The sequence below is a fragment of the Brucella cytisi genome (assembly GCF_038433355.1).
Lineage (GTDB): Bacteria > Pseudomonadota > Alphaproteobacteria > Rhizobiales > Rhizobiaceae > Brucella > Brucella cytisi.
In genome coordinates, this window is sequence record NZ_JBCAUP010000012.1 from 37508 (window position 1) to 63235 (window position 25728).

Below are 25728 nucleotides of genomic sequence, written 5' to 3' on the forward strand. Positions count from 1 at the left end.
TGGACATCTGGGTTCGCCGCTATTGGCAAAAACAGTCTTGAATCTCGCTTCGTTCAATACCTCTGCCAACTCGTCCACGCCGCCTGGCAAAAAAGCCACCGATACGATATCGGTGGCTTTTTGTTTTCAGATCATGGGATGCCATTCACGCACAGAGCATTTCCTTTTCTCAACTGAAACATTGGAAAAGCTTTATTTGGAAACCGAAAGCTCCAGCAAAGGCAGATTGCAGCAGGCCGAATAGCGCACGCCGTTCACCCTGTTGTTATATGCCAGAATAACGTCCGGGCTCAGCATTGGAATGATGACATTTGCCGATGCCATGGCCTCACCTGCCTTGAACCAGACCTTGTCCGCTTCATCCAGCGGTGCTTTCAGAGCATCCGCCGTGATCTGCGGAATTTCATTGTTTACGAAAGACGGATCACGTGCCTCCCCGGCCCGTTTTGCCCAGAGACTGCCCTTCGCCAGTCCGAATGCATCCACATATTGGGATGTACCGAAGAAATCCGGCGCATAGTAAACAGCGGTCATTGGAATTCCGTCGCCATTGACCTTTTCACGCCAGCTTGCAAACGGTACCGGCTGTAGCTCGACCTTTACATTGATCTGGGAAAGATCCTGCTGGATCTTTTGCATCATCTGGGTGAAATCGACGCCATAGACATTCAGGTTCGGATAGACGGCTTCCAGCGTGAAGCCGTCAGGATGACCGGCCTTGGCGAGCAGCTCCTTGGCCTTTTCGGGATTATATTCGGGAATTTTCTGCCCTGTCCCACCCGGGAAGCCAATCGGGATCGCAGTTCCGATCAACTGGCCTTTATCGCCAAGCATGAAATCCAGCAGCGTTTCGCGATCGATCGCGACAGAAATAGCCTCGCGAACATCAGCGGTCAGCGGTACGGCATTTGATTTTGCACCGGGCGAGAGTGCCAGATAGATGAAATTGTAGGAATGGATGGAATCGACCTTGATGTCCTTGTTACGGAAGGTCTTGGCCGTCTCCGGATCGATTTGCATTGCAATGTCTGCTGTTCCGTTTTCCAGCATCTGTGCCTGGGCCACGGCGTCCTTCACCTGACGGAAGATGACTTCATCCACCTTCGGCGCTTCCCGCCAGTACTTTTCGTTTCGCTTCAAGCGAAGCTCGGAATTTGGCTCATAGGCGCTTAGGACAAAGGGACCGCTGCCGGCAGAATGCGCGAGAAACCATGCTTCCGCATTGTCTTTTTCTGCGGCATCCGCGCCATTTTCCGCCTTTGCTTCAGTCGTGGCGACATCACTGTTCACGATACCGAAGTAAGGCGAAGCGACTACGTTGAAGAACTCCGAATTCGGCGCCCTGGTTTTCACAACGACCGTTGTTTCGTCAGGTGTTTCTATCGAGGCAATAGTATCCGCCAGGAAAGACGGGCTGCCCTTGACGTTTTTAAGCCGTTCCCACGACCATTTGACGTCTTTTGCTTCCACCCGTGAACCATCCGAGAATACGGCCTTCGGATTGATTTTGAACGTGAACTCGGTCTGGTCGTCACTGGATGCATAGCTTTCTGCAAGCACCGGCACAACCTTGTTGTCCTTATCCAGTGAAAGCAAGCCCTCATAGACGGCTGAATCGTAAATCTGGCAGGTATCGCAGAAGGTTCGGTGCGGATCGAGCGAGTTGATATCCATATTTCGCGCGATAACAAGCGAATTGGCACTTTGTGCCGAGGCAATGCCCGAGAATGCCGTCAGCAAGGTTGCCGCCATCATCAGGCTTCGCAATGTTTTCAATGATCCGGACCTTGTTCCCATTGTCTTGAATAGCATTTTGTTCTCCTCGTATTTTACGTTTTTTATCATGCGGAACGTGTAATCTGCTCAAGGGCCGACCGAACTTTTTCGGTCGATCCAAGGGCGGCTTTATTCAGAACCAGCGATACCACTGGCGATGCCATACTCCCCGTCACATGCAGGACTTCATGGTCGAGTTCGTTGAAGAAACGTTTCTGGATTTCGGCTGTCCAATGCCGACCGAGTGACAAGCCGCTTGCAACCTGCTCGGCAATCACCACCCTGTTGGTCCTGGCGATAGAAGCTCCGATCAAAGCCCAGTCAATTCCGAACATATCGAGGCTGCGCATATCGATGATTTCGGCATCTATGCCTGCCTCCTCTGCCGCCTTGACTGAGGCCTGCACCATGACGGATGTGGCAAGGACGGTGCAGGCAGAACCCGGTCGCACAATCCTGGCTTTTCCGAGCGGGATACAATATTCCCTGTCATTTCCTGGAACGAGGCTTTCGCGCTGGTAAAATTCGACATGTTCGATGACAGCAACGGGATCATTCGATTTCAGCGCGCTGTTCATCAGGCCAATATAGTCAAAGGCATTTGTGGGGGAGACCACGCGCCATCCAGGAAACATCCCGAACAGTGCCGATGGATCACCGGAATGCTGCGAACCGTAGCCAGTGTGCGGCGAAACCCGCACCCGCATGACGATGGGGACTGGAAAACCGTCACCAAACATATGACGGACTTTTGAAATTCCGTTCGCGATCTGATCGGCCGCAACAAAGCAAAAATCACCGAACATGATTTCGACGACCGGACGCAAGCCCCGAAGGGCCGCGCCAAGCGCTACGCCGGTAAAGCCGTTTTCGGCGATCGGCATGGCAAGAACCCGTTCGGGAAAATGCTCGAGCGCGTTTCTGGTAAAGCCGCTCACACCACCGGCGAAACGATGGACATCCTCGCCCATGACGATAATGGTCGGGTCCTTTTCCATAGCCCGTCCAAGGACATCTGAAGCCGCTGCGGCAAAACGCATCTTTTCCAATTCGTCGGGCTGATAATCTTCAACCTCGCGAAATTCCACATCGGAAAATTCGTTGCCATCTCCCACGATCCCCTCGTCCACGCTGGATGCAGACGGCCAAAGGGCATCGGGAATACGCAGAACATTACTGCCGGGGGCCGTTTCGGTCAGGCGCTCTCCGGCTGCCTGAACCGCGGCGGTCACGCGCTCGTCAATTCTTGAAAATTCGACATCGCCAGCAATTCCCAGTTCCTTCAAGCGCCGTTCGGCAAGAGCGATTGGATCGCGGCTTTTCCACTCATCTTCTTCTTCACGCGTACGATACCCAAAATCGCTACCCGATTTGCTGCCGCTTTGATGCAGGTATCTGTAGCACTGCGCCTCAATGACGACAGGGCCACCCTCCTCCTCGATCATGCGACAGGCTTCACGCATCGCCTGATGGACGGCAAGAATGTCCATGCCGTCGCATTCTATGCCGGCAAAGCCGAGCATGGGGCCGCGCGAAGCGATGCGGGTCTCGCGTGTTGCGTCCTGAATGTGGGTCGATACCGCGTAGAGATTATTCTCCACGTAAAAAATAACCGGAAGGCGGTAGAGCGCGGCGATATTCATCGCCTCATAAGTGGCGCCTTGCAAGGAAGCGCCATCGCCGAAGAAGGCAACAGAAATGCCTTTCCGGTTGAGAATTTTGTCTGCCAGAGCATAACCGGCTGCATGGGGAATGTTCCCCCCCACGATCGCGCTGGTTCCGGCAATGCCCGAAGCTGCATCACGCATATGCATCGAACCGCCCCGCCCACCGCAATAGCCGGTATTCAACCCCATGATTTCTGCCATGAGGCGATAAACCGCGTCATTCATTCCATCAGTGAAATCAGATTGAAGAATATCGAATTCCGATGGTGTCCGGGCATTGATCAGCTTTGTCAGAACCTGATGATGGGCACGGTGCGTGCCATTGATCTGGTCATCGGTTTTCAACACCGACATAGCGCCCACCGCGGCAGCTTCCTGACCGATGCTCGCGTGAGCCGGCCCATGGACCAGACCCGCCTTTTCAAAATCAAGTATCTTTTCTTCGAACCGGCGGATCAGCTTCATCTGGCTATACCATTTCAGCAGATCGGCCGCTTCTGCATTTTGCCAATCCTCGTCCGTGGTATTCAACCGATACCAGGGTGCCGATGGTTTCAGATCAATTTTCTCTGCCATTGTGAGAGTTTCCCCTAATTGTAGTCTGCCAGTCGCAACCCAAGTTCAGCCCGGCGCCGCAGCCAGAGGCTTGCCCGGTATCGTGGATCGAGTGTTCGTGCGTGAATGCTGTCCAGAATACGGACGATGACGTCTGCGCCGATGCGATCACCCCATGCAAGCGGGCCAAGTGGATAGCCCAGCCCGAGCTTGACGGCTGCGTCGAGATCATCGGTACAGGTGATGTTCTGCTGGATAATATCTGCAGCGATATTCACGATCATCGCCAGAACGCGCTGGCAGATCGTGCCACACGTGTCATTCACGATGGATGCGTTGACACCATCGATAGTCGCCAGAGCCATGGCCTGTGCGCGGGCATTCTCGCTACTGGCTGGAGACGCTACGAGGGTCCGGTGCGTATCAAAGCCGAAAAGCGGGTCAAAGCCGATGACATTGGCCGCATCAAGGCCCAGTCTGACAACAGCGGATGTCAGATCGTCTCCGACAAGTCCTGCGAGAACCAATCCATCCGGCCCGACATTTTCCCTGATTTGAACTTTTGCGTGCCCGGCAAGGCGGTGAATGTCACCAGACGCCGTATCGTTGATGATCTTTACAGCGTTCGGCAAAGGCCCTTTTTCCGGTTGGGTGTTTGCATTCGATCCGGCGCTGCTGTCTGGATAATCGTAGAAGCCCCGCCCGGTTTTGCGGCCCAGCAAACCGGCCTCCAGACGGCGGCGCGTGATCAGCGACGGGCGATAGCGCGGTTCCTCATAATATTGATGGTAGACCTCCTCCATGACGAGATGGGACACATCAAGTCCTGTCAGATCGAAGAGTTCGAAAGGCCCCATGCGAAATCCCGCCGCATCTCGCAGGATGGCGTCAATCATTGCAAAATCAGCCACCCCTTCCTTCACCATCGCCAAAGCTTCCGTTCCGTAGGCACGGCCTGCATGGTTGACGATGAAACCCGGCGTATCAGTCGCACTGACCGGCCTGTGACCGACCCTGAAGGCAAGCTCCTTAAGGGCATCCACCACCGCATCACCCGTCAGTGCGCCCTTGATAACTTCCACGACGCGCATCAACGGAACCGGATTGAAAAAATGGAAGCCCGCGATACGCTCTGGATGTTTTGCGCTGGCCGCTATAGCCGTCACCGAAAGGGAGGACGTATTGGTCGCTATCACGGCCTGTCGGGGTAAAATCGCTTCCAGAGCAGCGACAAGCTCTTTCTTGACTGTCAGATTTTCAACGATCGCCTCGACGACCAGATCAGATGAAACGATCTCGTCCAGTTGCTGTACCGGCACAATCCGTTCCAGTATCTGTGCCGCCCGATCGGCCCCGATCCTGCCTCGCTCAACGCGGCTTTGCAAACGGTGCGAGAGGGCGAGCTTGGCCGCACTTGCCTTGTCGGCCATCTGGTCGAAGAGCAAGACGTCAATGCCACCGGATGCCATAGTCTCGGCAATGCCTGCTCCCATGATACCGGAACCGATGATCGCGACTTTTGCGATCTGACCGTAAGTCACTGTTTCAATGACCATTTCAGCGCCCTTTGAATGCCGGCTTGCGCTTGGTCAAAAATGCATCGATGCCTTCACGCTTGTCTTCCGTATCGAACAGGAGCTGAAATGCCTTGCGCTCCAGCCGGAGTGCGGTTTCCAGCGGCGCATCCTCGCCGTACATGACCGCCTCCTTTATCTGTTCAGCGGCCAACGCAGGCATAAGGGCGATTTTCCGTGCCAGTTTCAACGCCTCTTCAAGCGCTTCACCTTCTTGCGAGAGCCGGCTTACAAGTCCGTATTTTTCAGCTTCCGTTGCCGGAAGCATTTCGCCTGTCAATGCGAGCAGCATGGTCTTGTACTTGCCGATCGCACGCAAAAGGCGCTGTGTGCCGCCTGCTCCGGGCATCAGTCCCAGCTTGATTTCTGGCTGGCCGAAACTGGCGGTTCTTGCGGCCACGATGATGTCGGCGTGCATTGCCAGTTCGCATCCGCCACCCAGGGCATATCCTTCTACGGCCGCGATAACCGGTTTGGGACAACGGGCGAGGCTTTCCCAATAGCGGTGCATGCGCTGTGCGAGCAGACTACCCGCCCCGGTTTGCGCAAAAACCTTGACATCTGAACCCGCAGCGAAATTACCGCCACGTCCGGCAATGACGATCACCCGGATGTCCGGGTCCTCAACGAGCCTGTCGGCTGCTGCAGCCAGTTTCTGGCGCACATCCATGTTCAAGGCATTCAGTGCATCAGGGCGGTTAAGTTCCAGGAGGGCAACACCGTCAGCCGGACGGGTTTCTATCACAACATCAGTAGCTTCGCTCATTCTGTTCCCCATGCCGCCCCACATCGTTCCCGAGGTGGAACTTCCAATAATGGAATTAAATTTCATTTTATGTTGAGTTGAACAATATTCTATGAAACATTCGCTTAGCAATAGGAGATTTCAGCAATCGAAAAGCGTTTCCGCCCCGGGCAGGAAACTGTTCGATTTCTTGAGGGAAAGTTGATGATCCGCGATCCGGAAACACTCGAGGCGCTTGTCACAACGGTTCGGCGTTTCGTGCGCGAACGTCTGGTACCGGCGGAAAGTCGCGTCGAAGAGACGAACTGTATTCCTGATGACATCATTGAAGAAATGCGGGCCATGGGCCTCTTCGGTTTGTCGATCCCGGAAGAGTATGGCGGTCTTGGCCTGACGATGGAGGAGGAAGTCCTTGTCGGGTTTGAACTTGGATATACCTCACCAGCCTTTCGCTCCGTCATTGGTACCAATAATGGCATCGGCTCTCAGGGCATCATTGCCGATGGCACAGACGACCAGAAGAAATATTGGCTTCCGCGGCTGGCCAGTGGCGGGATAATTGGTTCATTCGCATTGACTGAGCCTGATGTCGGTTCGGATGCCGGTGCAGTACGCACCACTGCCGAACGCGACGGAGACAGCTATATCATCAACGGCACGAAGCGGTTCATTACCAATGCGCCGGTTGCCGGAGTTTTCACGCTCATGGCTCGTACGGGTGGTTCGGGCCCATCGGGAATCAGCGCCTTTCTGGTGGAAAGGGATTTGCCCGGCCTCAGAGTCGGAAAACCCGACCACAAAATGGGCCAGAGAGGCACCCAAACCTGTGACGTCTATCTTGAGAATGTACGCGTTCCTGCTGCAAGCATAATTGGCGGGGTCGAGGGACGCGGTTTCAAGACCGCCATGAAAGTGCTCAATCGCGGGCGTCTTCATATATCGTCCGTCTGCGCCGGTATGGCGGAGCGTCTGATCGGGGAATCTGTCGGCTTTGCCGGCAGCCGCGTGCAGTTTGGCAAACGTATCGCCGAACATCAGATGATTCAGGCGATGCTGGCCGATATGAGCACAGAAGCCTATGCGGGACGTTGCATGGTTCTTGATGCCGCACGGGCCTTTGATGAAAGCAACGTCGATATCATTCGCAAAGCTGCAAGCTGCAAGCTGTTTTGTTCCGAAATGGTTGGAAGGGTTGCAGACAATGCCGTGCAGATTCACGGCGGCTCGGGATATATGCAGGACTATCCGGTCGAGCAATTCTATCGCGATGTACGTTTGTTCCGTCTCTATGAGGGAACCTCGCAAATCCAGCGAATTATCATAGCGCGCGAAATGATGAGGGAGTGAACCGGGAAGCACGCAAAATGCAGCGGGAAGAAAAACATCTATACGCTCGAAACAACTGTCCGACGAGAATTACCGGCATAGGAAACAAGCCGGTTTTCGATATATCATAGTTCAGAAAGCTGTTTCGACGAACTGTATTCATTTGCTGTCCTGAGGTACCGTGCGCTAACGACGCGCGCTATTTTTACTCGTTCTATCAAATACTTAAATAGAGATCTGGATCTCATTCAAACCATCCATTTCCCATACACAAAATGCAAGTTTAGCTTGACACAGCCGTTATTCTTATATCGGATATATCAAATACCAAAAACGGGGAAAAGTTATGAACGTCGCGAGCGCCCGACCGGTCGTTGCCCAGCAAATAAGCCTGCAAGGCCTTTCTGATACCGTCGATATTGACTATGACATCTGGGGCATTCCCCACATACATGCACACAGCACGGATGACCTGTTCTTTGCCAATGGCTATGCACACGCCGCCGATCGGTTATGGCAGATGGACGCCGCGCGGCGCCGTGCCCTCGGTCGTTTTGCGGCGTGGGCGGGCAAGGAAGCGTTGAGTTCGGACATGCTCATGCGCCGCCTCGATCTCGAAACAGTTTCCCGGGCTGATTACGCCGCACTGTCCGCCGAAACGCAGCGCATGTGCGAATGTTATGCGGAGGGCGTCAATGCCTGGATCGCCTCGGGACAATTGCCAACCGAATACAGGCTCCTGGGAGAGAAGCCCGAACGCTGGGAAGGCTGGCATTGCGTACTGGTCATGCGCCAGCGCGGCATCCTCATGGGATCGCTCTGGTTCAAATTATGGCGTGCCGCAGCATACGCCCGGATAGGACCTGATTGCCTGCACCTGCTTCGTTACGAGGACGGCGGCACCGAAAAGTTCGTCGTGCCACAGGACAAGAGTGCAGACCGCTGGAGCATTTCGCTCGAGGAACTTGCCCCGGCTATTGAAGGACTAATGAAACTGTTCCCTCACGATGCGACGGGCGGTGGGTCCAACAATTGGGCGGTCGATGCCCGCCATTCAAAAACGGGAATGCCTATCGTTGCAGGCGATCCGCACCGGACGTATGAAATTCCGGGCATGTATGCCCAGATCCATCTGACCTGCGACACCTTCGACGTCCTGGGCCTTTCCGTTCCCGGTGTACCCGGCTTTCCCCATTTTGCCCATAATGAAGAAATGGCATGGTGCGTCACCCATGCCTTCGCCGATATTCACGACCTTTATATCGAGGATTTCAGCGATTTGCCCAACGGGGCCTATCGCACGGAGAACGGTACGGAAAACGCGGAACGCCGCGTCGAAACAATTCAGGTGCGCGGCAGCAAGGATGTGCAAATCGACGTGTGGACAACACGCCACGGGCCGTTGATCCTGGGATCGCCGGAAACAGGGACAGGCATTGCCCTCAAATCCGTGCAGCTGCAGCCGGGAGATCGCTCACTGGATTGCCTGCTACCCATGTTGACCGCCTCCGGCATCACCGAATTTTACGACATGATGGAGCCATGGGGCCTCATCGACCACAATTTGGTTTCAGCGGACCGAAAGGGAAATATCGGTGTGCTGGTGCGCGCAAAAATACCGGTCCGCGATCGTCTGAACGGATGGTTACCCGTGCCCGGCTGGACCGGCGCGCATGAATGGCAGGGTATGCTCCCGTTCGAGCGAAGCCCGCGCGAGGAAAACCCCGCATCTGGCATCGTCGTGACAGCAAATAACCGAACGGTTCCCGATGACTGGCCCGACTACATCTGCACGGACTGCCATCCGGCCACGCGGGCCAAACGTATCCGTTCCCGACTTGAGAGCGAAACGCCTTTCTCACCTTCGGATATGCTCTCCATTCTCCATGACGATGTATCCGCACCTGCAGCCGAAATTGCAGAACGTCTGCGAGCATTAACGCCTAAATCCGAAGCTGCGCGCCAGTTGCTGTCAATGCTGGCAGGCTGGCAAGGCGACATGGCCCCCAACAAGCTAGCTCCGACTGCCTATATGGCGATCCGCCAGGAAATGACGCGCATCCTCGCTCGCGTGTCGGATCTGGCGGGCGTGGCCGATACGGAAATCTCGCGCCTGCCTCCCGGTGTCAGTCCGTTCACGCATCTTTGGTGGGCGTTGCCCGATCAGCTCAGGCGAAATGATACAAGCCTTTTGGGTGGGATGAGTTGGGACGAACTGCTCTCCGAGGCGATTGAAACCGTCGCGAAAACAATTGATCCCCAACCGTGGGGTGACGCGCACCGACCGATCTTCCGTCATCCGCTGGCTGGTACGTTTCCTGAACAGGCAGCAGCTCTTGCTCCGAGTTCACGCTATGTGGGCGGCGACGGCGATTGCGTTCTCGCAACAGGTTCCTTGCCGCAATCCGGCGCACCCGCAGCCTATGGCCCGGTTGCAAAGTATATCTGGAATCTTGCGGACTGGGACGCCTCATCCTGGGTCGTTTTCCATGGAGCGTCAGGCGATCCGGCCAGCCCGCATTACCGGGACCAGAATGAGCGTTGGGCGCATGGGGAACAGGTAACGGCCTTCTATTCGCGTGAAAACGTAAAAGCCAACAGCGCAAGACACCTGATTTTGCAGCCGTTCTAATACAGAAAACGGGGAGGACATCATGACAATCCGCACCTTATTCAACGCCATTCTGTTGTCGACGACGCTGCTCGCAGCTCCTTCTCTGGCGGAAACGCCGAATGAAGGCGGCACTTTGGTTTACGCCAGCAATGCAGGCCCCGGCACACTGGACCCGCATATGGGCAACTCGCTGGTGGAGCTGGAAATCGCCCATCAGATCTATGAGGGCCTGGTCACCATCGACGCCAACTACAATACCGCGACGATGCTCGCTGAAAGCTATGACGTCAGCGAAGACGGGAAGACACTGACTTTCAAACTGCGCAAGGGCGTCAAATTTCATGATGGCTCCGATATGAAGTCAGACGACGTGCTCGCCAGCTTCGAACGTTATGCAAAGGTGAGCCCCAACGCCAAAGTTCTCAACATTGTCGATCGTTATGAAACGCCGGATGAATACACCTTTGTCATTTATCTCAAGGAGGTGAACGCAGCTTTTCTCGACACATTGAAAAGTCCTGTCTATCCCTTCTCAATCATCCCGGCCGAACAGAAAGACAAACCCGCGCGCGAACTCGACATCATCGGCACAGGCCCTTTCAAGCTTGGTGAATGGAAGCGTGACAGCCACCTCTATCTGGAGAAATTCGCCGACTACGTTGCCGATAAGGGCAAACCCGCCTCCGGTTATGCCGGCGAGAAAAAGGTCTATGTCGACAAGGTCCGCGTAAACTTTCTGAGTGAAACCAATTCTCGTGTTGCAGCGATCCAGACCGGCGAAGCGCAGGTCACCACACAATTGACTGTCGATGCCACCAAGAAGCTGGAAAACGCTCCCGGTGTGAAGCCGATCGAGATTATTCCCTTCTGCCAGCAATATCTGATCGTCAACACGCAGCAGGCTCCGACGAACAATTCCGCGATCCGCAAAGCCTTGCGAACGGCGGTGAATGCAGATGACATTCTCGTCGTCAGTGGCGAAGCTGCGACCATGGACCCGTCGATGTCCTATCCGGGCGGCGCTTATTACTCAAAAGAAAATGCCGAGCCCTACTATAATCAGAACGATCCGGACGAAGCAGCCAAATTGCTGGCGGATGCTGGCTATAACGGGGAAGAGCTCGTTCTCCTGACGAACTCCAATTACGACTATATGCGTGACAGCATCGTTCTTCTTGCAGAACAGCTGCAGGCTGCAGGCTTCAATGCCCGCGTGGAAATGACCGACTGGGCCACCAACTCCACTGCCATGCAGACAGGCTCCGGCAAATGGAACGTCTCGACCACGTCCTTCTGCTCCAACCCGCTCCTCGGGCCACAGCAATGGCAGTCGGTCGTCTATCTCTTCCCGCAGGTCAAGTCGGACGAGGTGATGGACACGGCCTACAAAAAATTCTTCACTTCGTTGAAAGTGGAGGACCGTCGCGCAGCGTGGCTGGATATCGAGAAACGCATTCTTGACGAAGCCTATATGATCAAAATCTCCAATCGCGCTTCGAGCCGAGCCTACCGTCCCGACGATATCGGTGGTTACCCGGAATACTATATGAACTTCTTCTGGAACGTCTGGATGAAGAAACACTAGAGCGGTTCTCGTTGCATTGAAAACGACGAAGCGTTCTGGCCACTGGTCCCTACGCATTTTCGGGCCGGAACCGGTTCACATTTCCGGTTCGAAAATGCAAAAGCGCGTCGCTGACGACAATCCACAGACCCGGCTTACACTTCATGTGGAGGGGTGATGACAGCTCTTATTCTTAAACGCGTGGCACAAGCGATCCCGGTGATGCTGATCGTTGCCATATTGACCTTTCTGCTGATGAAACTGCTACCGGGAGATCCTGCTATCCTTATCGCTGGCGACGGCGCGAGCCCCGAGACAGTGGAACGGATCAGAGCCGAACTTGGTCTCGATCAGCCGACGATCGTTCAGCTCGGCCAATGGTTGTGGAATCTTTTCCATTTCGATCTTGGCCGCTCATTTCTTCTCAGCCAGCCTGTCTCGCAGGCTATAGCAGAGCGACTTCCCGTTACAATTTCGCTCGCACTTCTGGCATTCGCCATCACGATTCCGGTGGGCATAGTAATGGGTGTCGTAGCGGCATACTGGCGGGATAGCTGGTTTGACACCGGCGTAATGAGTCTTGCGCTTCTGGGCGTTTCCGTTCCCAGCTTCTGGCTCGCCATCCTTGCCGTCATTCTATTCTCGGTGACGCTCGGCTGGTTTCCCTCTGCCGGATATGTCCCGTTTCTCGACAGTCCGCTTGGCTGGTTGCAGTCCCTCGTTTTACCCGCATCCATCCTCGCGCTTTTCCAGATCGGCTATCTGGCGCGAATGACACGGTCCGAAATGCTGGAAGTTATGGACCAGGATTATATCCGTACTGCTCGTTCAAAGGGAGTGTCGGAATATTCCGTTCTCTCGACCCACGCATTTCGCAATGCGCTGGTCTCGGTTCTCACCGTATCGGGCTATATTTTCAGTCTCCTGATCGGTGGCTCCGTGGTGATCGAACAGATTTTCGCCCTGCCAGGACTCGGTCGCCTGCTCGTACAGGCCATTCTGGCGCGCGACCTGCCCGTCGTGCAGGGAACAATGCTGTTCCTGGGCTTCCTCTTCGTTGCCATCAATGTGCTGGTGGACATCCTTTATACAATCGCAGATCCGAGGGTACGCTATGACTGATCTGGCAAACCCTGCCTCTTTCTCGATGCCGGAGCTTGGTAAGAGTCCCATCATCATGACTGCACGACGCCTGATGCGGCATCGTTCGTTCCGCATTGGTCTCGCACTTTTGCTGATTGTGGTTCTGGCAGCCATTCTCGCCCCCTGGATAACCAACGGCAAGCCCAACGCCACATCTGTGCGGATGCGTTTTCAGCCTCCCGGTCTTGACCATCTGTTTGGGACGGACAATTTCGGCCGTGACCTGTGGACACGCGTTCTTTACGGCGCGCAGGTTTCCTTGTGGATCGGGCTAACCGTTGCGGTTTTATCCGCTATTCTTGGCGCGATAATCGGCGTCGCTGCCGCGTGGTATCGCCGTTTCGACACTTTGCTCATGCGCGTCATGGACGCCTTGATGGCTTTTCCCGCCATCCTTCTCGCCATTGGGATAAGTGCTGCTCTCGGGCCCCATCTGTCGTCAGTTATCATTGCCCTGACTTCGGCCTATATTCCCAGATGCGCCCGCATTGTACGCGCATCCGCCCTGGTGCTGCGAGAAACAGATTATGTCGATGCTGCCCGGCTGGCGGGCGCTTCCGACCTGCGGATCATCACCCGGCACATCCTCCCGAACTGCCTCGCACCGCTTCTCGTGACGCTAACCTTCGTCTTCGCCTATGCCATTCTCGCGGAAGCCACGCTGAGTTTCCTTGGCATCGGCACCCCGCCACCCCACGCAAGCTGGGGAAGCATCGTTGCGCAGGGAAGAGACTATTCGGTCGACGCATGGTGGATCATGCTCTTCCCTGGAATTGCGATCACCATATCGGCTCTGGCTATCAATCTTATCGGCGACGGTTTGAGAGATGTTCTCGATCCGCGGCTAAAAATGGAGGGTTGACTATGACTGAACCCCTCAAGACTGCCCCGTCCCCTCTCCTCGAGGTCTCCAGTCTCAGCGTGGAGTTTCGTACCGACGGCGGCTGGATCAATGCCGTGGATGATGTAAATTTCTCGTTAGCACCGCGCGAGGCACTGGGTCTGGTGGGCGAAAGCGGTTCCGGGAAAAGCGTAACCGCTTTATCGCTCCTGCGTCTTCACGACCAGCGCAACAGTCGAATGGGCGGTTCTGTGCGCTACAAGGGCGAAGACCTGTTCACGCTCCCGACCAGTCGCCTTCGGCAAATCCGCGGGCATGAAATCGCCATGGTGTTTCAGGACCCGATCCATACATTGAACCCGGTTCTCACCATTGGCAGGCAAATCGAGGAAAGCCTGCGTCTGCACCATGGCTTGCAAGGCCGCGATGCGCGCAAGCGCGCTATCGAATTGCTTGACCGCGTACGCATACCCGATGCCGCCCGCCGCATCGATGATTATCCTCACCGCTTGTCGGGTGGGCAGCGCCAACGTGTAATGATCGCTATTGCGATTGCCGGCGATCCGAAAATCCTGATCGCCGACGAACCGACGACCGCGCTCGATGTCACGGTTCAGGCGCAGATCATGGAGCTACTCCGCAATCTGCGCGATGAGCTTTCCATGTCCGTCATCCTGATTTCCCATGACCTTGGACTGGTATCGGAATTCGCGGATCGGGCAATGGTCATGTATGCAGGCCAGCCGGTGGAAACGGGTCCTATCGACAAGATTTTCGATGAACCGCTTCACCCTTATACGGAAGGCCTTCTCTCTGCTATTCCGGATCTGGATGACGATCTGGACCGGCTGCCAACCATTCCAGGTTCCATCCCCGAACCGTCGCGTCGCCCGCCTGGATGCCGCTTCGCCCCGCGCTGCACCTTCGCACAGGCAAGCTGCGTCAAACCCCAACCCATAATGAGCCTGACGGGCGGGCGGGCAAGCCGCTGTCCGCCGCGGCTGCCCACCGAGGAGTGTGTCCTATGAGCGATGTTATGACAGCCGATCGTCGCTCTTTCCTTGCCGAAGATGGTAAAGAAACGATCGTTCGTACCGACGATCTGGTCCGTGACTTTGATCTCGGGCACCGTCCGGAAGGTGGCCGACTGGTTCTACGGGCAGTAGACAAGGTGAGCCTGACAATCAGACGCGGTGAGACATTGGGGCTGGTCGGCGAATCCGGTTCAGGCAAGTCGACCATCGGGCGAATGCTGGTCGGCCTTCTGCCCCATACCAGCGGAAACATCGAACTTTTCGGCCAGAGAATCGAACCCCGCGCCAAGGCTGCGGCATGGAAACCGCTTCGCAGACGCGTGCAGTTCGTCTTTCAGGACCCGCATGCGGCTCTCAATCCACGTATGCGGGTGGGAACCGCCATTGCCGAACCGCTGGATGTCGCGGGAAACCTTACGCGCAAGGAACGGTCGGCAAGGGTTGACGAACTGATGGAGCTGGTTGGCTTGCCGACGTCATTTGCGCGCCGCTTTCCGCACGAGTTTTCCGGCGGCCAGCGCCAGCGCATCGTGATCGCCCGCGCGTTGGCGCTAAACCCGGAAATCCTCGTTTGCGACGAAGCAGTAGCGTCTCTCGACGTTTCGATGCAAGCCCAGATCGTCAATCTGCTCAAGGATCTGCAGGACCAGCTAGGATTAAGCTATCTTTTCATTGCGCATGATCTGGCCGTCGTCAGGGCCGTATCGCACCGTGTTGCCGTGCTTTATGCAGGACAGATTGTTGAAACTGGTCCGCGAACCGCCCTTTATAGTGACCCGCTGCATCCCTATAGCCGCGCGCTCCTCGATTCCGTGCCGCGTGCACGCCGCGGCGCGCCGCGTTCCATTATTGCGGGAGAGGTGCCCAGCCTGCTCAACAAGCCTAAAGGCTGTGCTTTCTGTCCTCGTTGCCCGAAAGCCATAGATATATGTCGGGACGTTCCGCCACCTTTGCGCGTGATCGGAGATCGCGAGGTCGCATGTCATCTCTATTGAGGAGGCAGCTTTCGCAATTCTGGATATATCATAATTGCGAGAACTTTTTGCAATTTTCGACGATTTCCCGGTTCAAGCTGAGTATCTGTGAGAGAGTCTCCCGTACGTCGATTCACCAGGGCGAGAATCGGACTGGATAGCTTGAATTTCGCCGCTTGACAGAAAATGATTAGCGGAATTTGATATATCGAAATAATCGCTACCAATGCTCGGAGCAAGTTACATGAATGTCATTAAGGCGCCCGATGCGCTCCAGCAGGAAAAGAGTGACGGATCTCCGGCAGCTGAAGTTGGAGATGTCCTTTCAAACGCCGTCTACACCACGCTGAAGTCGCAACTCATGCAGGCCCAGCTTCTTCCCTTGCAACGACTGAAAGTCCGCGAAGTTGCCAAGGCGCTTGGCACCTCGGAAACACCCGTACGTGAAGCGCTGATCCAGCTTTCGCGGGAAGGCGCAATTGAAATCAAGCCACGCTACTATATTCGTGTGCGCAGACTGAGTGCAGCCGAATATGAAGAAATCCGCGCCATACGGCTGGAGCTTGAACCCATGGCCGCCGAGCGCGCATTGCCGCACATCACGCCGGATGTTATCGATCAGCTTGAAGAAATTCATCGCCGCCTCATCGCTTCCGAGCAAAGCGCCAACTGGCCGGAAGCGCTGCAGACAAATTTTGACTTCCACTTCAAACTCTATCGGCTTTCAGGAATGCAGCACCTTCTCGACATGCTTGAAGCATTGTGGATGCGTACCGGGCCAATCCTGTCGGAACTCTACCCCCATGCCATGCCTGCTTATGCAGGTCCTCATCAGCACGAAGTCGTACTAAACGCGCTACGCGAACGGGATTCCTACGCCCTGCGCATGGCGATCCGAATGGATTTGATCGAAGGAGGCGCGGCGTTGATCCGTCATCTCAAATCCGCAACCGGATAAACGATCTCATTCACATCCAGAACTACATAAGCGCCGGCCAAAGGCGCATCAGGGGAACATGAACAATGCTACATCTGGGAACATTCGTCCGTCCTGCATCTCGTCGGGCCATCATCACATCGGTCTTGCTCGCAACCGCATTCCTGCCTGTCACCGCAGTGGCGCAAGACAGTTCTGTCTTCGTTTATGCCGACGCCGGTGAACCCACGACACTGGACCCGGCCCGTACCAATACCAACTATGAGTTCACGGTCACGCGCAGTGTTTATGACCGGCTGATCAACTATGATCTCGACAACCCTTCCAGCCTGCAACCAGGGCTAGCCGTGGAATGGACACAGGACGGGAATGCATGGATTGTCAAACTGCGCGAGGGGGTGAAGTTTCATGATGGCACCTCATTCGATGCGGAAGACGTGAAGGCAACTCTTGACCGTTTGCTGAAGCTCAAGCTGGGCCAATCCTATCTGGTTTCCGAAATCACCGGTGTCGCTGTGATCGACCCCGCTACCGTGCGGATCGAAACCGCACAACCCAATGTCTTCCTGCCTGCTAATCTGTCGAAGATCGAAATGCTTTCTGCCGATGATATCACGGCACATGGCGGCGATGGCGATACCTTCTTTGCCGAAGGAGGAAACGGCACAGGCCCCTACAAGTTCGTAGCCTGGAAACGCGGTGTTCAAATCGAGCTGGAACGCAACACCGACTGGTGGGGTAAATTCTCTGAGAAGCCGTTTGACCGGATTGTCGACCGCTTTGTTGAAGACGGAGCCAACCGTGCCCGCGGGGTGGAAGGCGGCGAGTTCGATATGGCTAACTTCATTCCCCTCGACGATGCGATCCGCATAGCTACTCAGCCGGGTTTCAAGCTAATCGAAGGAAACAATCTGTGGGCCTGGCCAGCCATCTATCTCAACACTCAAAAGGCCCCCACAGACAATGCGGATTTCCGCAAGGCGCTCGTAAAGGCTTTCGATTATCAGGCCATGCTCGATTTCTCACATGGCAAAGCCACGACGCCACGCGGCCCGATACCCGATTGGTTCCCATTGAGCCCCGAAGCGCAGGAACCCGAGATTGTCACCAATCTTGACGAAGCCTCTGCCGCACTTGAAAAATCCGGTATTCAGAATGCCACGATGAACTGCTCCATCCCTGCTGGTTTTCCGGAGTTCCGCTTTGCGGCAACCATTTTGCAGGCAAGCGCTGCACAACTCGGCGTCACCGTAGAGGTTGACGAACGTCCAACTGTCGAGGCGCTGAAAGCGATCAAGAATAATGAGACCAACTGTTTTGCGATAGGCAACGCCAATCTGTCGCCTGCTGATGCCACGAAATTCTTTGCGGCACATTATTCCAGGAATGGTCACTACAATGCAGCGCAACTTGATCTGCCGGAGCTTGAAAAGATCATAGCCGACATGCCCACCGTCACGGAACAAGGCGAACGCTCCGCACAGCTGAAGCGCGCCTTTGAGTTGATCGTCGACAGTAATGCCATCATTTGGACCGCCCGCCCGAAAACGCTGGTGATCCAGCCAGACCGCATCACCGGCTATCGCGTTGACCCAGCCGAGTATATCAACATTCGCTTCTGGGAAATCGGACAGGCCAAGTAACCCTTCCGCGACCTAACCAGAGAATTCGGGGGGCCGAATGGCAGCCTTTCTTGCAAAACGTCTGGGATGGGGTCTTGCGGTCCTGTTCAGCGTGGGAGTTCTGACCTTCGTGTTGGCCCGTTTGGTGCCCGCAGATCCGGCAAGCTTTCTTGCCGGACAGAATGCCTCTACCGAAACCGTGGAACGTATTCGCAGCGAGCTTGGGCTGGATCGCCCGGCTCCTGAACAATTCCTAAGCTATTTCACGGGCATTCTCCGGGGAGATCTGGGACAATCCATTCGCACCGGTCGCCCGGTAGCGGAAGACCTCGCGCAATTTCTGCCAGCCACACTTGAACTGATGATCGCAGGCTTTTTCCTCTATATGCTTATCAGCTTCGGACTGGCTCTTCTTGCCCTGCGCAAGCCGGATGGCATGCTGGACAAATCCGTGCGGCTCGTAACGATGCTCGGCACCGGCATTCCTGTTTTCTGGCTGGGAATGGGATTGCAATTCATCTTTTTCTACAAGCTCGGTTGGCTTCCGCTCAGTTCTCGCTTTCCGGTAAGAGAAATTGCGCCAGCGGGACCGACAGGCTTTCTTCTGATCGACACTTTGGTCGCCGGGAATTTGCGCGGTTTCGGATTGGCTTTGCAGCACCTCTGCTTGCCCGCGCTCACCATCGTCATGAACCTTCTGGCCGTTGGCACCCGGCTTACGCGTAGCACGCTGCTGGATGAAAGAGAACAGCCATACGTCCGCACTGCTTTGGGCAAAGGGCTGACCGGGCGGAGCATATTGTTGAAACACATGCTCCGAAATGCTGCCAACCCGATTCTGGTCACAACCTCGATGCAGTTCGGCTACCTGATCAGCTGGATATTGATGGTCGAAGTAATCTTCGAATGGCCGGGTATCGGCCTCTATGCCTATAAATCATTCCAGCTCTTCGACTACGCTCCGGTTATCGCGCTGGCGCTGGTTTCGACTGCCGGTTTCGTCATCATCAATCTCGCCGTCGATCTCATTCAACCGCTTATCGACCCTCGTATACGGAAATCGACATGACAGCCGCCTCGCTCATCAAGCCTTGGCTGCCAAGCCGTTTTCGTGTCCTTCCGGCCCTGGCCGTTGTGTTCGTGGTGTTCCTCGTCATATGCATGGCGTGGCCCGGTTCCATCGCCGGGCAAAGCCCGATCAAGCTAAACATCATCGCCCGGCTGCAGCCTCCGAGCTTCGAGCATCTATTCGGCACCGATGAAGCGGGGCGGGATATTTTTTCGCGCCTCATCCATGGCACGCGTTATTCCCTTGGTGTAGCGCTGGCCGTGGTGTTGTTCGCCGCTTTGTTTGGCGTGATCTACGGTGCGATTGCAGGATTTGCGTCGCCGCGCATCGATACTTTGATGATGCGGATCGTGGATGTCTTCATGGGATTTCCATCTCTCATCTTTGCACTTGCCGTTGCTGCAGCTCTTGGGCGTGGGCTGGGAAGCGTTACCCTGGCGCTTTCATTGATGTGGTGGCCGGGATTTGCACGAACCGTGCGCGCGGAAGTCGTTCGCCTTAAGGAGTTTCCGCATGTTGAAGCTGCCCGTGCGCTGGGCGTAAAACCTGTTCTGATTTTCATGCGGCATATCCTTCCCTTTGTAGCCGGACCGGTAAATATCCGTATCACGACAGATATCGGTTACGCGCTCGTTGCGGTGACGGCCCTGTCTTTCCTCGGTCTTGGTGCAAAATCACCGACCCCTGAATGGGGCTTGCTGATCCGGGATGCGCGCCCCTATTTCGGCACTGCATGGTGGTATCTCGTGTTTCCCGGCACCGCGATCATGCTGTGTGCGGCCGCCTCCTCAATTCTCGGCGACAGCCTGACCGCGCGCAGGGGCAAATGATGCTGGATGTTACCAATCTTTCCATCAGTTTTCCTCACACAGCCGGCCGGTTACATGCCGTCGAAAATATCGACTTCAGTATCGAGAAAGGGAAAGTTCTCACCCTGATCGGTGAATCCGGGTCGGGCAAAACATTGACCGGCCTGTCGTTGATGGGACTTCTGCCGGGTGGTGCGCAGGCGACTGGAAGAATTGTGCTCGAAGGGCGCGAGATTTCCGGCCTCAGTGAAGAAAAACTTCGCCATATTCGCGGGCGCGATATCGCCATGGTGTATCAAAACCCGCTTAGTGCGCTCAACCCCGTCTGGCCGGTCGGTGAGCAGATCGCCGAAGCTGTTCTGGCGCATGGGCTGGCCACACGTCACGAGGCCGGGCAACGGGCAATTGCCCTGCTAGGGCGGGTTGGCATACCGGGGCCGGAGCGGGTTTCTAAGCTGTATCCTTTTGAAATATCGGGAGGCATGCGTCAACGCGTGGTCATCGCTATGGCTCTGGCATGCAATCCCCGGCTTATCATTGCCGACGAACCAACAACGGCGCTGGACGTAACGATCAAGGCCCAGATTCTTGACCTGTTGGCTGACCTTGTTGCTCAGGAACAGATCTCGGTGCTCCTCATTACCCATGATATGCATGTAGTTGCCCGACTTGCCGACGATATTCTGGTTCTTTACGCAGGCCGCATGGCTGAACGTGGCCACGTCCGCGATCTACTGGATCATCCGGCTCATCCCTACACTGCCGGCTTGCTGCGTTCAGCAGACATCCGCTCCCGTCCTCCCCAGACAGATCTCGAAATATTGTCAGGCCAGCCTCCACGGATCGGGAATTTTCCGACCGGCTGCCGCTTTCACCCGCGTTGCCCTTCCTCGGGCGCCCTGTGTCCGATCCGTTCACCGGATTTCACTCAACTTTTCTCGTCGGGACAGGCTGCCGCCTGTCATTATCCAGCAATCTCCGCCGACAGACTGCGACAGGAACAGCTTTCATGACAGTCTCACTATTAAAGGTTCAGGACCTGGTCAAAAGCTTCCCCTCTCGCCACGGGACTGATCCCGTTCGCGCGGTTGACGGTGTGTCGTTTACTCTTTCGCGGGGAGAAACACTCGGTCTCGTCGGTGAATCGGGTTGCGGAAAATCCACCCTGGCGCGGCTGGTGCTGAAGCTCATGCCGGTTTCCGATGGAAGCATTTCGATCGAAGGGCACGATGTCACGTCCATGCCAGATTCAACCTTCCGAGGCTGGCGGAAACGCATCCAGATGATTTTTCAGGATCCCTACTCCACACTCAATCCTCGTCATTCGCTTAGGCGGATATTCCAGGAAGTCTTCGAAACACATCGCATTCCGACCCCCGAGGGTATCGAAAACCGCATTATGAAGCTTCTGGCAGATGTGGGACTGGGAGAAGTGGATTTATCCAAATTGCCGCATGAATTTTCCGGCGGCCAGCTTCAACGCATCGGGATTGCCAAGACACTCGCCCTCGATCCCGACCTTATCGTGGCAGACGAACCCACCTCTGCGCTGGACCCCTCCATTCAGGCGCAGATAATGAACCTCATGCTTAAGATCAGACGCGAGCGTGGAGTCGCATTTTTGCTGATTTCGCACGATCTGGAAGTGGTTGGCCATTTGGCGGATCGGATTGCCGTCATGTATCTCGGCCGGATTGTTGAAGAGGGCCCTGCAAACGAACTTCTCGCTTCCCCGGCTCATCCCTACACAAGGGCGCTGCTGTCCGCTTCACCAACGCTTGCGGATATACGTCTGGGTCGGGATCAGCGCATTCGGCTGCAAGGTGACCCACCCAATCCTGCGAATGTGCCAGATGGCTGCCGTTTTCATCCACGCTGCCAGCACGCCACGGATATCTGCAAACGCCAGGATCCGCACTTTACACCAATCGCCGAAGGGCGCAGATGCGCCTGTCATCTATGGGCTGAAGGAGGCAAGACCGCATAATGAACACCCTTCAGTTTGTCACCCACGCCGAAGGCCTGGGCTTCCCCGAAGGACCCGTCCACATGCCGGACGGATCGGTTGCTTTCGTCGATCTGCTCCATGGCGTTATCCGCAGCTGGAATGAACACGATGGATTGAACGTTTTGGCGAAAGTAGACGGCTCGCCGAACGGCATGTGCCTTGGGCCGGACGGTAGGCTCTGGATAGCGAATAATGGCGGCATTGCGCCGGAAGCTCCAGGCAAACTGAAAGTCGCCGAACGCTCCCTGCCGCATGGCGCCGTGCAGGCGCTTTATCTGAAGTCCGGCCAACTGGAAACACTGACGACCGGTGGCATCAGACCGCATCGACCGAACGATATCGTTCCAACCCCTGAGGGAGGTGCGGCTTTTACCGATCCGCAGAACTGGGAATGCCTGCGCGACAAGCCAGAAAACTATCTCGGCGGGCGTGTGTTACACTGGCGTGGCGACGGCGAGACCGAACTCCTCTGTGAGCTTCCCGGTTTTCCTAACGGCATAATCTTCCATCCTGATGGCAGCCTTCTCGTCAATCTGACCCGACGCCGGGAAATCATACGCTTCCCCTGGATCCGCGGACGCATTGGAAAGCCGGAGCTCTTCTGTACTTTCCCCGAAAGCTTCGCTCCTGATGGAATGTGCCTCGCAGGCGGCTTTCTCCTCGTTGCCGGCAGCGTCGGGGACATGATCGCCGCCGTCAATCTCGATGGCTCACCCCGAGGGCTCGTCGGGACAGGCCATCACACAGACCCGACGAACCTCTGCCTTGCAGATGATCGCATCTTTATTACCATGGGCTTTGCCCATTCTCTGGTTTCGTTACAACTCGACGCCTTGCTTGCAAGCTTCTGACAGGAGTTAACTCTTTGGACCTGACCAAACTTTCTGCCTCGCTCCTCGTAGACATGATGGCGAAAAGACAGACTTCACCATCCGAAGTGATGATTGCGCATCTGGATCGTATCGAGCAGCATAACGGAGCCGTCAATGCAATGGTCGCTATGCGTTCCCGTGACGAACTCATTGCCGAAGCCCGCTCGCTGGACGACAAACCAGTTTGCGGGCCACTGCATGGATTGCCCTGGGCGATCAAAGATCTTCTGCCAACAAAAGATATTCGCTCCACCTGGGGCACTCCTATTCATGCTGATTACATCCCGGCAGAAGATGCCCTGGCAGTGAGCCGCATCCGAAAGGCCGGAGCCGTCATCATGGGCAAGACAAATACGCCCGAATGGGGCCATGGCAGCCACAGTTTCAATCCCGTCTACGGCGTCACCTGCAATCCCTACGATACTCAATTAAGTGCCGGTGGCTCCTCGGGCGGAACTGCAGCCGCGCTTGCCGCCCGCTTCATGCCCCTGGGCGACGGATCGGATATGATGGGAAGTTTGCGCAATCCCGCAGGCTTCTGCAATATTTATGGCTATCGGCCAAGCTGGGGACTTGTGCCCAATGAAATTGGCGGCGATCTCTTTGTACACACCATGGCCACTCTGGGCCCCATGGCGCGTGATATTGAGGATCTCGTTCTGCTGCTTGACGTTCTGGCCGAGCCGTATTCACTGAGCCCTTTCGGACAGAAGCACACGGGTTTTGCCACGCACCACGCACCCGCCGACCTCCGGGGCAAACGCATTGCCTGGCTTGGCAACTGGGGAGGAGCCTATCCGTGTGAAGCAGGCATTCTGGAAACTTGCGAAAACGGCCTTTCCGTCCTGAGCGACCTTGGTGCCGAGATCGTCGCGCTCGACCCACCGTTTTCTTCAGAAGCCATCTGGGAAGCATGGGTTACACTTCGTTCGCTGGTGATCTACGGTTCCAAGCGTGCTTTATGGGAAAGGCCGGAAACCCGAAAGCTCATCAAACCCGAGACACTTTGGGAAATCGAAAACGGCGCTCGGTTAACACCTGAACAGATCATGCGTGCGAGCCAGATCCGCTCGGATTGGTATGTGAGCGCCCATAAGCTGTTTGCCGAATATGACGCGGTGATTATGCCGACGGCCCAGGTCTGGCCATTCCCGGCTGGCTGGCGCTGGCCGCAACACATCAACGAACAGCCGATGGATACCTATCATCGCTGGATGGAAGTCGTTATTCCGGTTTCATTGATCGGTTTGGCCGCACTCAGTGTTCCCGTCGGTTTCGATCAGCGTGGGCGGCCCGCGGGAATGCAGATTATCGGCGCCAATGGAACGGATGCCCAGATTCTGGCAATCGGCGAAAGCTATCACCGCGCGACCTTGTGGCCGCAAAAGAACCCGCCGGAGTTGGGTACATAAAAAACAAAAGCCGGCTCCTTTGAAAGAAGCCGGCTTTTTTCGCTGTTGCGTGATTATTCGGCCAGCCAGTTTTGCCAACGCTCGCGAAGCATATCGCGGTTTTCACCGATCCACTTGAAGTCCGGCACCATCAGCAGTTTGAAATTCTCAGGCGCCGTCGCATAATTCTTCTGTTCTTCCGGCGGAAGCAACGCCATACCATCCTTGGAATGGGTCGCATAGTTTGCAGTCTTGATGAAGGCCGGGTGCCCTTCAGCGTGACCGTAGAAATAATTTATGAATTTCAGCGCACCTTCAGGATTTGGCCCATCCTTGAGGACGGCGAAATATCCCGTATCCATGATGGCGTCGTTCCAGCTCAGATTGAAGGGCGCGCCTTCGTTCATTGCGGTCAAGGCGCGCCCTGAATAGGACATGGTCATCGCCACTTCCTGATCGCGCATGATCTGCGCAACCTGATTGCCGGTCTTCCACCACACGCTGACATGGGGCTTGATCTCATCGAGCTTCTTATAGGCACGATCCAGATCCATCGGAAAAATCTTGTCGCGCGGTACACCATCCGCCATTAAGGCGATGGCAGGGAGCCACCAATCGCGATCGCCGGTATCGGGTAACCCGCGTGGGCCGGGAAATGTCTTTACGTCCCAAAAATCGGCCCAGGTCTGCGGAACCTTGTCTTTATAGACGGACGTATCATAGGCGAGCAGCATGCCGCCGGTGGTTCGGGCTACACCCTTGTCCTTGCAGGAGCCCTCAAGGCCTTTCGTTTCCACATTGGGGAGTTTCGAACAATCGATCGTCAGCAAAAGTTCGGCTTTGTCGACGAGATCCGGACCAGTTGCCGTAACGATATCGAAGTCGAATTTTCCGGCTCGCTTCATCGCTTCGACACGAGCCCACTGGTCGGGCACTTCAATGTCATATGGAATGACGTCCGTGCCGCTTTCCTTAGCAAAAGACTTGTAGAATTCGCGTTCAAGCGTCTGGCGCATCTGTCCGCCAGTAGTGGCGTAGACGATACTATCCGCTTTTGCCGCCAGCACACCGGTAGCCAGTAGAACTCCAGCCAGCACAGTCATCGTTCTAGTCTTTTTGGTCATGTTTCCCTCTTTCTGCTTTTTTCGTTCAGGGCATCTCCTGATTGAATAAATCATGGGAAATGCTCCAGATGATTGTTTTATGT

Annotated in this window: 20 protein-coding genes; 15 read left to right on the forward strand and 5 right to left on the reverse strand. The window is 55.6% G+C overall.

Features of this window, described 5'->3' with window-relative positions:
- Nucleotides 1-192 precede the first annotated feature (192 nt).
- From AAE521_RS12980 to AAE521_RS12995, 4 genes are read right to left on the reverse strand one after another with little or no spacing between them, the layout of a single operon-like run.
- Nucleotides 193-1812 (reverse strand): ABC transporter substrate-binding protein, encoded by a 1620-nt coding sequence (locus AAE521_RS12980; RefSeq protein ID WP_342061506.1) that lies wholly within the window; start codon nt 1810-1812, stop codon nt 193-195.
- Nucleotides 1813-1841: 29 nt separating this feature from the next.
- The gene (locus AAE521_RS12985) at nt 1842-4019 is read right to left on the reverse strand and encodes a dehydrogenase E1 component subunit alpha/beta (RefSeq protein ID WP_342061507.1); all 2178 of its coding nucleotides are present in this window, start codon (nt 4017-4019) and stop codon (nt 1842-1844) included.
- 14 nt (nt 4020-4033) lie between these two features.
- Nucleotides 4034-5554, reverse strand: coding sequence for a 3-hydroxyacyl-CoA dehydrogenase (locus AAE521_RS12990; RefSeq protein WP_071632932.1), 1521 nt, complete (start codon nt 5552-5554; stop codon nt 4034-4036).
- 1 nt (nt 5555) lies between these two features.
- Entirely contained in the window at nt 5556-6404 is an 849-nt protein-coding gene (locus AAE521_RS12995; protein WP_342061508.1) for an enoyl-CoA hydratase, read from the reverse strand.
- Between the two features lie 117 nt (nt 6405-6521).
- Here AAE521_RS12995 and AAE521_RS13000 point away from each other — a divergent pair, with 117 nt between their 5' ends.
- The 15 genes from AAE521_RS13000 to AAE521_RS13070 all read left to right on the forward strand — a co-directional run bounded on the left by AAE521_RS13000 (nt 6522) and on the right by AAE521_RS13070 (nt 24542).
- Entirely contained in the window at nt 6522-7664 is a 1143-nt protein-coding gene (locus AAE521_RS13000; protein WP_342061509.1) for an acyl-CoA dehydrogenase family protein, read from the forward strand.
- 325 nt (nt 7665-7989) lie between these two features.
- A complete protein-coding gene (locus AAE521_RS13005) occupies nt 7990-10275 on the forward strand; it encodes a penicillin acylase family protein (protein ID WP_342061510.1) in 2286 nt (761 codons plus the stop codon).
- Between the two features lie 22 nt (nt 10276-10297).
- On the forward strand, nt 10298-11842 hold the full coding sequence (locus AAE521_RS13010) for an ABC transporter substrate-binding protein (protein WP_342061511.1): 1545 nt from the start codon (nt 10298-10300) through the stop codon (nt 11840-11842).
- A 156-nt stretch (nt 11843-11998) separates the two neighbouring features.
- The gene (locus AAE521_RS13015; protein WP_071632937.1) at nt 11999-12943 is read left to right on the forward strand and encodes an ABC transporter permease; all 945 of its coding nucleotides are present in this window, start codon (nt 11999-12001) and stop codon (nt 12941-12943) included.
- Complete coding sequence (locus AAE521_RS13020) at nt 12936-13826, forward strand: ABC transporter permease (protein ID WP_071632938.1); 891 nt, start codon at nt 12936-12938, stop codon at nt 13824-13826. Before AAE521_RS13015 ends, AAE521_RS13020 begins: the two co-directional genes overlap by 8 nt.
- Before the next feature lie 2 nt (nt 13827-13828).
- Complete coding sequence (locus tag AAE521_RS13025) at nt 13829-14833, forward strand: ABC transporter ATP-binding protein (RefSeq protein WP_342061512.1); 1005 nt, start codon at nt 13829-13831, stop codon at nt 14831-14833.
- Entirely contained in the window at nt 14830-15834 is a 1005-nt protein-coding gene (locus AAE521_RS13030; RefSeq protein WP_342061513.1) for an ABC transporter ATP-binding protein, read from the forward strand. The genes AAE521_RS13025 and AAE521_RS13030 overlap by 4 nt, the downstream gene beginning before the upstream one ends.
- Nucleotides 15835-16057: 223 nt before the next feature.
- Nucleotides 16058-16771 carry a GntR family transcriptional regulator gene (locus tag AAE521_RS13035; protein ID WP_071632941.1) on the forward strand — a complete coding sequence of 238 codons (714 nt, stop codon included), beginning with the start codon at nt 16058-16060 and terminating at the stop codon, nt 16769-16771.
- Nucleotides 16772-16836: 65 nt separating this feature from the next.
- Nucleotides 16837-18393 (forward strand): ABC transporter substrate-binding protein, encoded by a 1557-nt coding sequence (locus tag AAE521_RS13040; RefSeq protein ID WP_071632942.1) that lies wholly within the window; start codon nt 16837-16839, stop codon nt 18391-18393.
- A gap of 37 nt (nt 18394-18430) precedes the next feature.
- Nucleotides 18431-19441, forward strand: a complete 1011-nt coding sequence (locus AAE521_RS13045) for an ABC transporter permease (protein WP_342061514.1) — start codon at nt 18431-18433, stop codon at nt 19439-19441.
- Nucleotides 19438-20271 carry an ABC transporter permease gene (locus AAE521_RS13050; RefSeq protein ID WP_342061515.1) on the forward strand — a complete coding sequence of 278 codons (834 nt, stop codon included), beginning with the start codon at nt 19438-19440 and terminating at the stop codon, nt 20269-20271. The genes AAE521_RS13045 and AAE521_RS13050 overlap by 4 nt, the downstream gene beginning before the upstream one ends.
- Nucleotides 20271-21263, forward strand: coding sequence for an ABC transporter ATP-binding protein (locus AAE521_RS13055; protein ID WP_342061604.1), 993 nt, complete (start codon nt 20271-20273; stop codon nt 21261-21263). The genes AAE521_RS13050 and AAE521_RS13055 overlap by 1 nt, the downstream gene beginning before the upstream one ends.
- Entirely contained in the window at nt 21260-22237 is a 978-nt protein-coding gene (locus AAE521_RS13060; protein WP_342061516.1) for an ABC transporter ATP-binding protein, read from the forward strand. The genes AAE521_RS13055 and AAE521_RS13060 overlap by 4 nt, the downstream gene beginning before the upstream one ends.
- Nucleotides 22237-23109 carry an SMP-30/gluconolactonase/LRE family protein gene (locus tag AAE521_RS13065; protein WP_342061517.1) on the forward strand — a complete coding sequence of 291 codons (873 nt, stop codon included), beginning with the start codon at nt 22237-22239 and terminating at the stop codon, nt 23107-23109. Before AAE521_RS13060 ends, AAE521_RS13065 begins: the two co-directional genes overlap by 1 nt.
- A 14-nt stretch (nt 23110-23123) precedes the next feature.
- A complete protein-coding gene (locus AAE521_RS13070; protein WP_342061518.1) occupies nt 23124-24542 on the forward strand; it encodes an amidase in 1419 nt (472 codons plus the stop codon).
- A gap of 53 nt (nt 24543-24595) precedes the next feature.
- On the opposite strand, the gene AAE521_RS13075 is transcribed toward AAE521_RS13070, so the two are convergent.
- The gene (locus tag AAE521_RS13075; RefSeq protein ID WP_071632949.1) at nt 24596-25645 is read right to left on the reverse strand and encodes an extracellular solute-binding protein; all 1050 of its coding nucleotides are present in this window, start codon (nt 25643-25645) and stop codon (nt 24596-24598) included.
- Between the last annotated feature and the right edge of the window lie 83 nt (nt 25646-25728).

Bases quoted from the DNA above. Each gene is read 5' to 3' on its own strand.
- AAE521_RS12980 (WP_342061506.1), bottom strand. From the start codon at position 1,812: ATGCTATTCAAGACAATGGGAACAAGGTCCGGATCATTGAAAACATTG.
- AAE521_RS12985 (WP_342061507.1), bottom strand. From the start codon at position 4,019: ATGGCAGAGAAAATTGATCTGAAACCATCGGCACCCTGGTATCGGTTG.
- AAE521_RS12990 (WP_071632932.1), bottom strand. From the start codon at position 5,554: ATGGTCATTGAAACAGTGACTTACGGTCAGATCGCAAAAGTCGCGATC.
- AAE521_RS12995 (WP_342061508.1), bottom strand. From the start codon at position 6,404: ATGAAATTTAATTCCATTATTGGAAGTTCCACCTCGGGAACGATGTGG.
- AAE521_RS13000 (WP_342061509.1), top strand. From the start codon at position 6,522: ATGATCCGCGATCCGGAAACACTCGAGGCGCTTGTCACAACGGTTCGG.
- AAE521_RS13005 (WP_342061510.1), top strand. From the start codon at position 7,990: ATGAACGTCGCGAGCGCCCGACCGGTCGTTGCCCAGCAAATAAGCCTG.
- AAE521_RS13010 (WP_342061511.1), top strand. From the start codon at position 10,298: ATGACAATCCGCACCTTATTCAACGCCATTCTGTTGTCGACGACGCTG.
- AAE521_RS13015 (WP_071632937.1), top strand. From the start codon at position 11,999: ATGACAGCTCTTATTCTTAAACGCGTGGCACAAGCGATCCCGGTGATG.
- AAE521_RS13020 (WP_071632938.1), top strand. From the start codon at position 12,936: ATGACTGATCTGGCAAACCCTGCCTCTTTCTCGATGCCGGAGCTTGGT.
- AAE521_RS13025 (WP_342061512.1), top strand. From the start codon at position 13,829: ATGACTGAACCCCTCAAGACTGCCCCGTCCCCTCTCCTCGAGGTCTCC.
- AAE521_RS13030 (WP_342061513.1), top strand. From the start codon at position 14,830: ATGAGCGATGTTATGACAGCCGATCGTCGCTCTTTCCTTGCCGAAGAT.
- AAE521_RS13035 (WP_071632941.1), top strand. From the start codon at position 16,058: ATGAATGTCATTAAGGCGCCCGATGCGCTCCAGCAGGAAAAGAGTGAC.
- AAE521_RS13040 (WP_071632942.1), top strand. From the start codon at position 16,837: ATGCTACATCTGGGAACATTCGTCCGTCCTGCATCTCGTCGGGCCATC.
- AAE521_RS13045 (WP_342061514.1), top strand. From the start codon at position 18,431: ATGGCAGCCTTTCTTGCAAAACGTCTGGGATGGGGTCTTGCGGTCCTG.
- AAE521_RS13050 (WP_342061515.1), top strand. From the start codon at position 19,438: ATGACAGCCGCCTCGCTCATCAAGCCTTGGCTGCCAAGCCGTTTTCGT.
- AAE521_RS13055 (WP_342061604.1), top strand. From the start codon at position 20,271: ATGCTGGATGTTACCAATCTTTCCATCAGTTTTCCTCACACAGCCGGC.
- AAE521_RS13060 (WP_342061516.1), top strand. From the start codon at position 21,260: ATGACAGTCTCACTATTAAAGGTTCAGGACCTGGTCAAAAGCTTCCCC.
- AAE521_RS13065 (WP_342061517.1), top strand. From the start codon at position 22,237: ATGAACACCCTTCAGTTTGTCACCCACGCCGAAGGCCTGGGCTTCCCC.
- AAE521_RS13075 (WP_071632949.1), bottom strand. From the start codon at position 25,645: ATGACCAAAAAGACTAGAACGATGACTGTGCTGGCTGGAGTTCTACTG.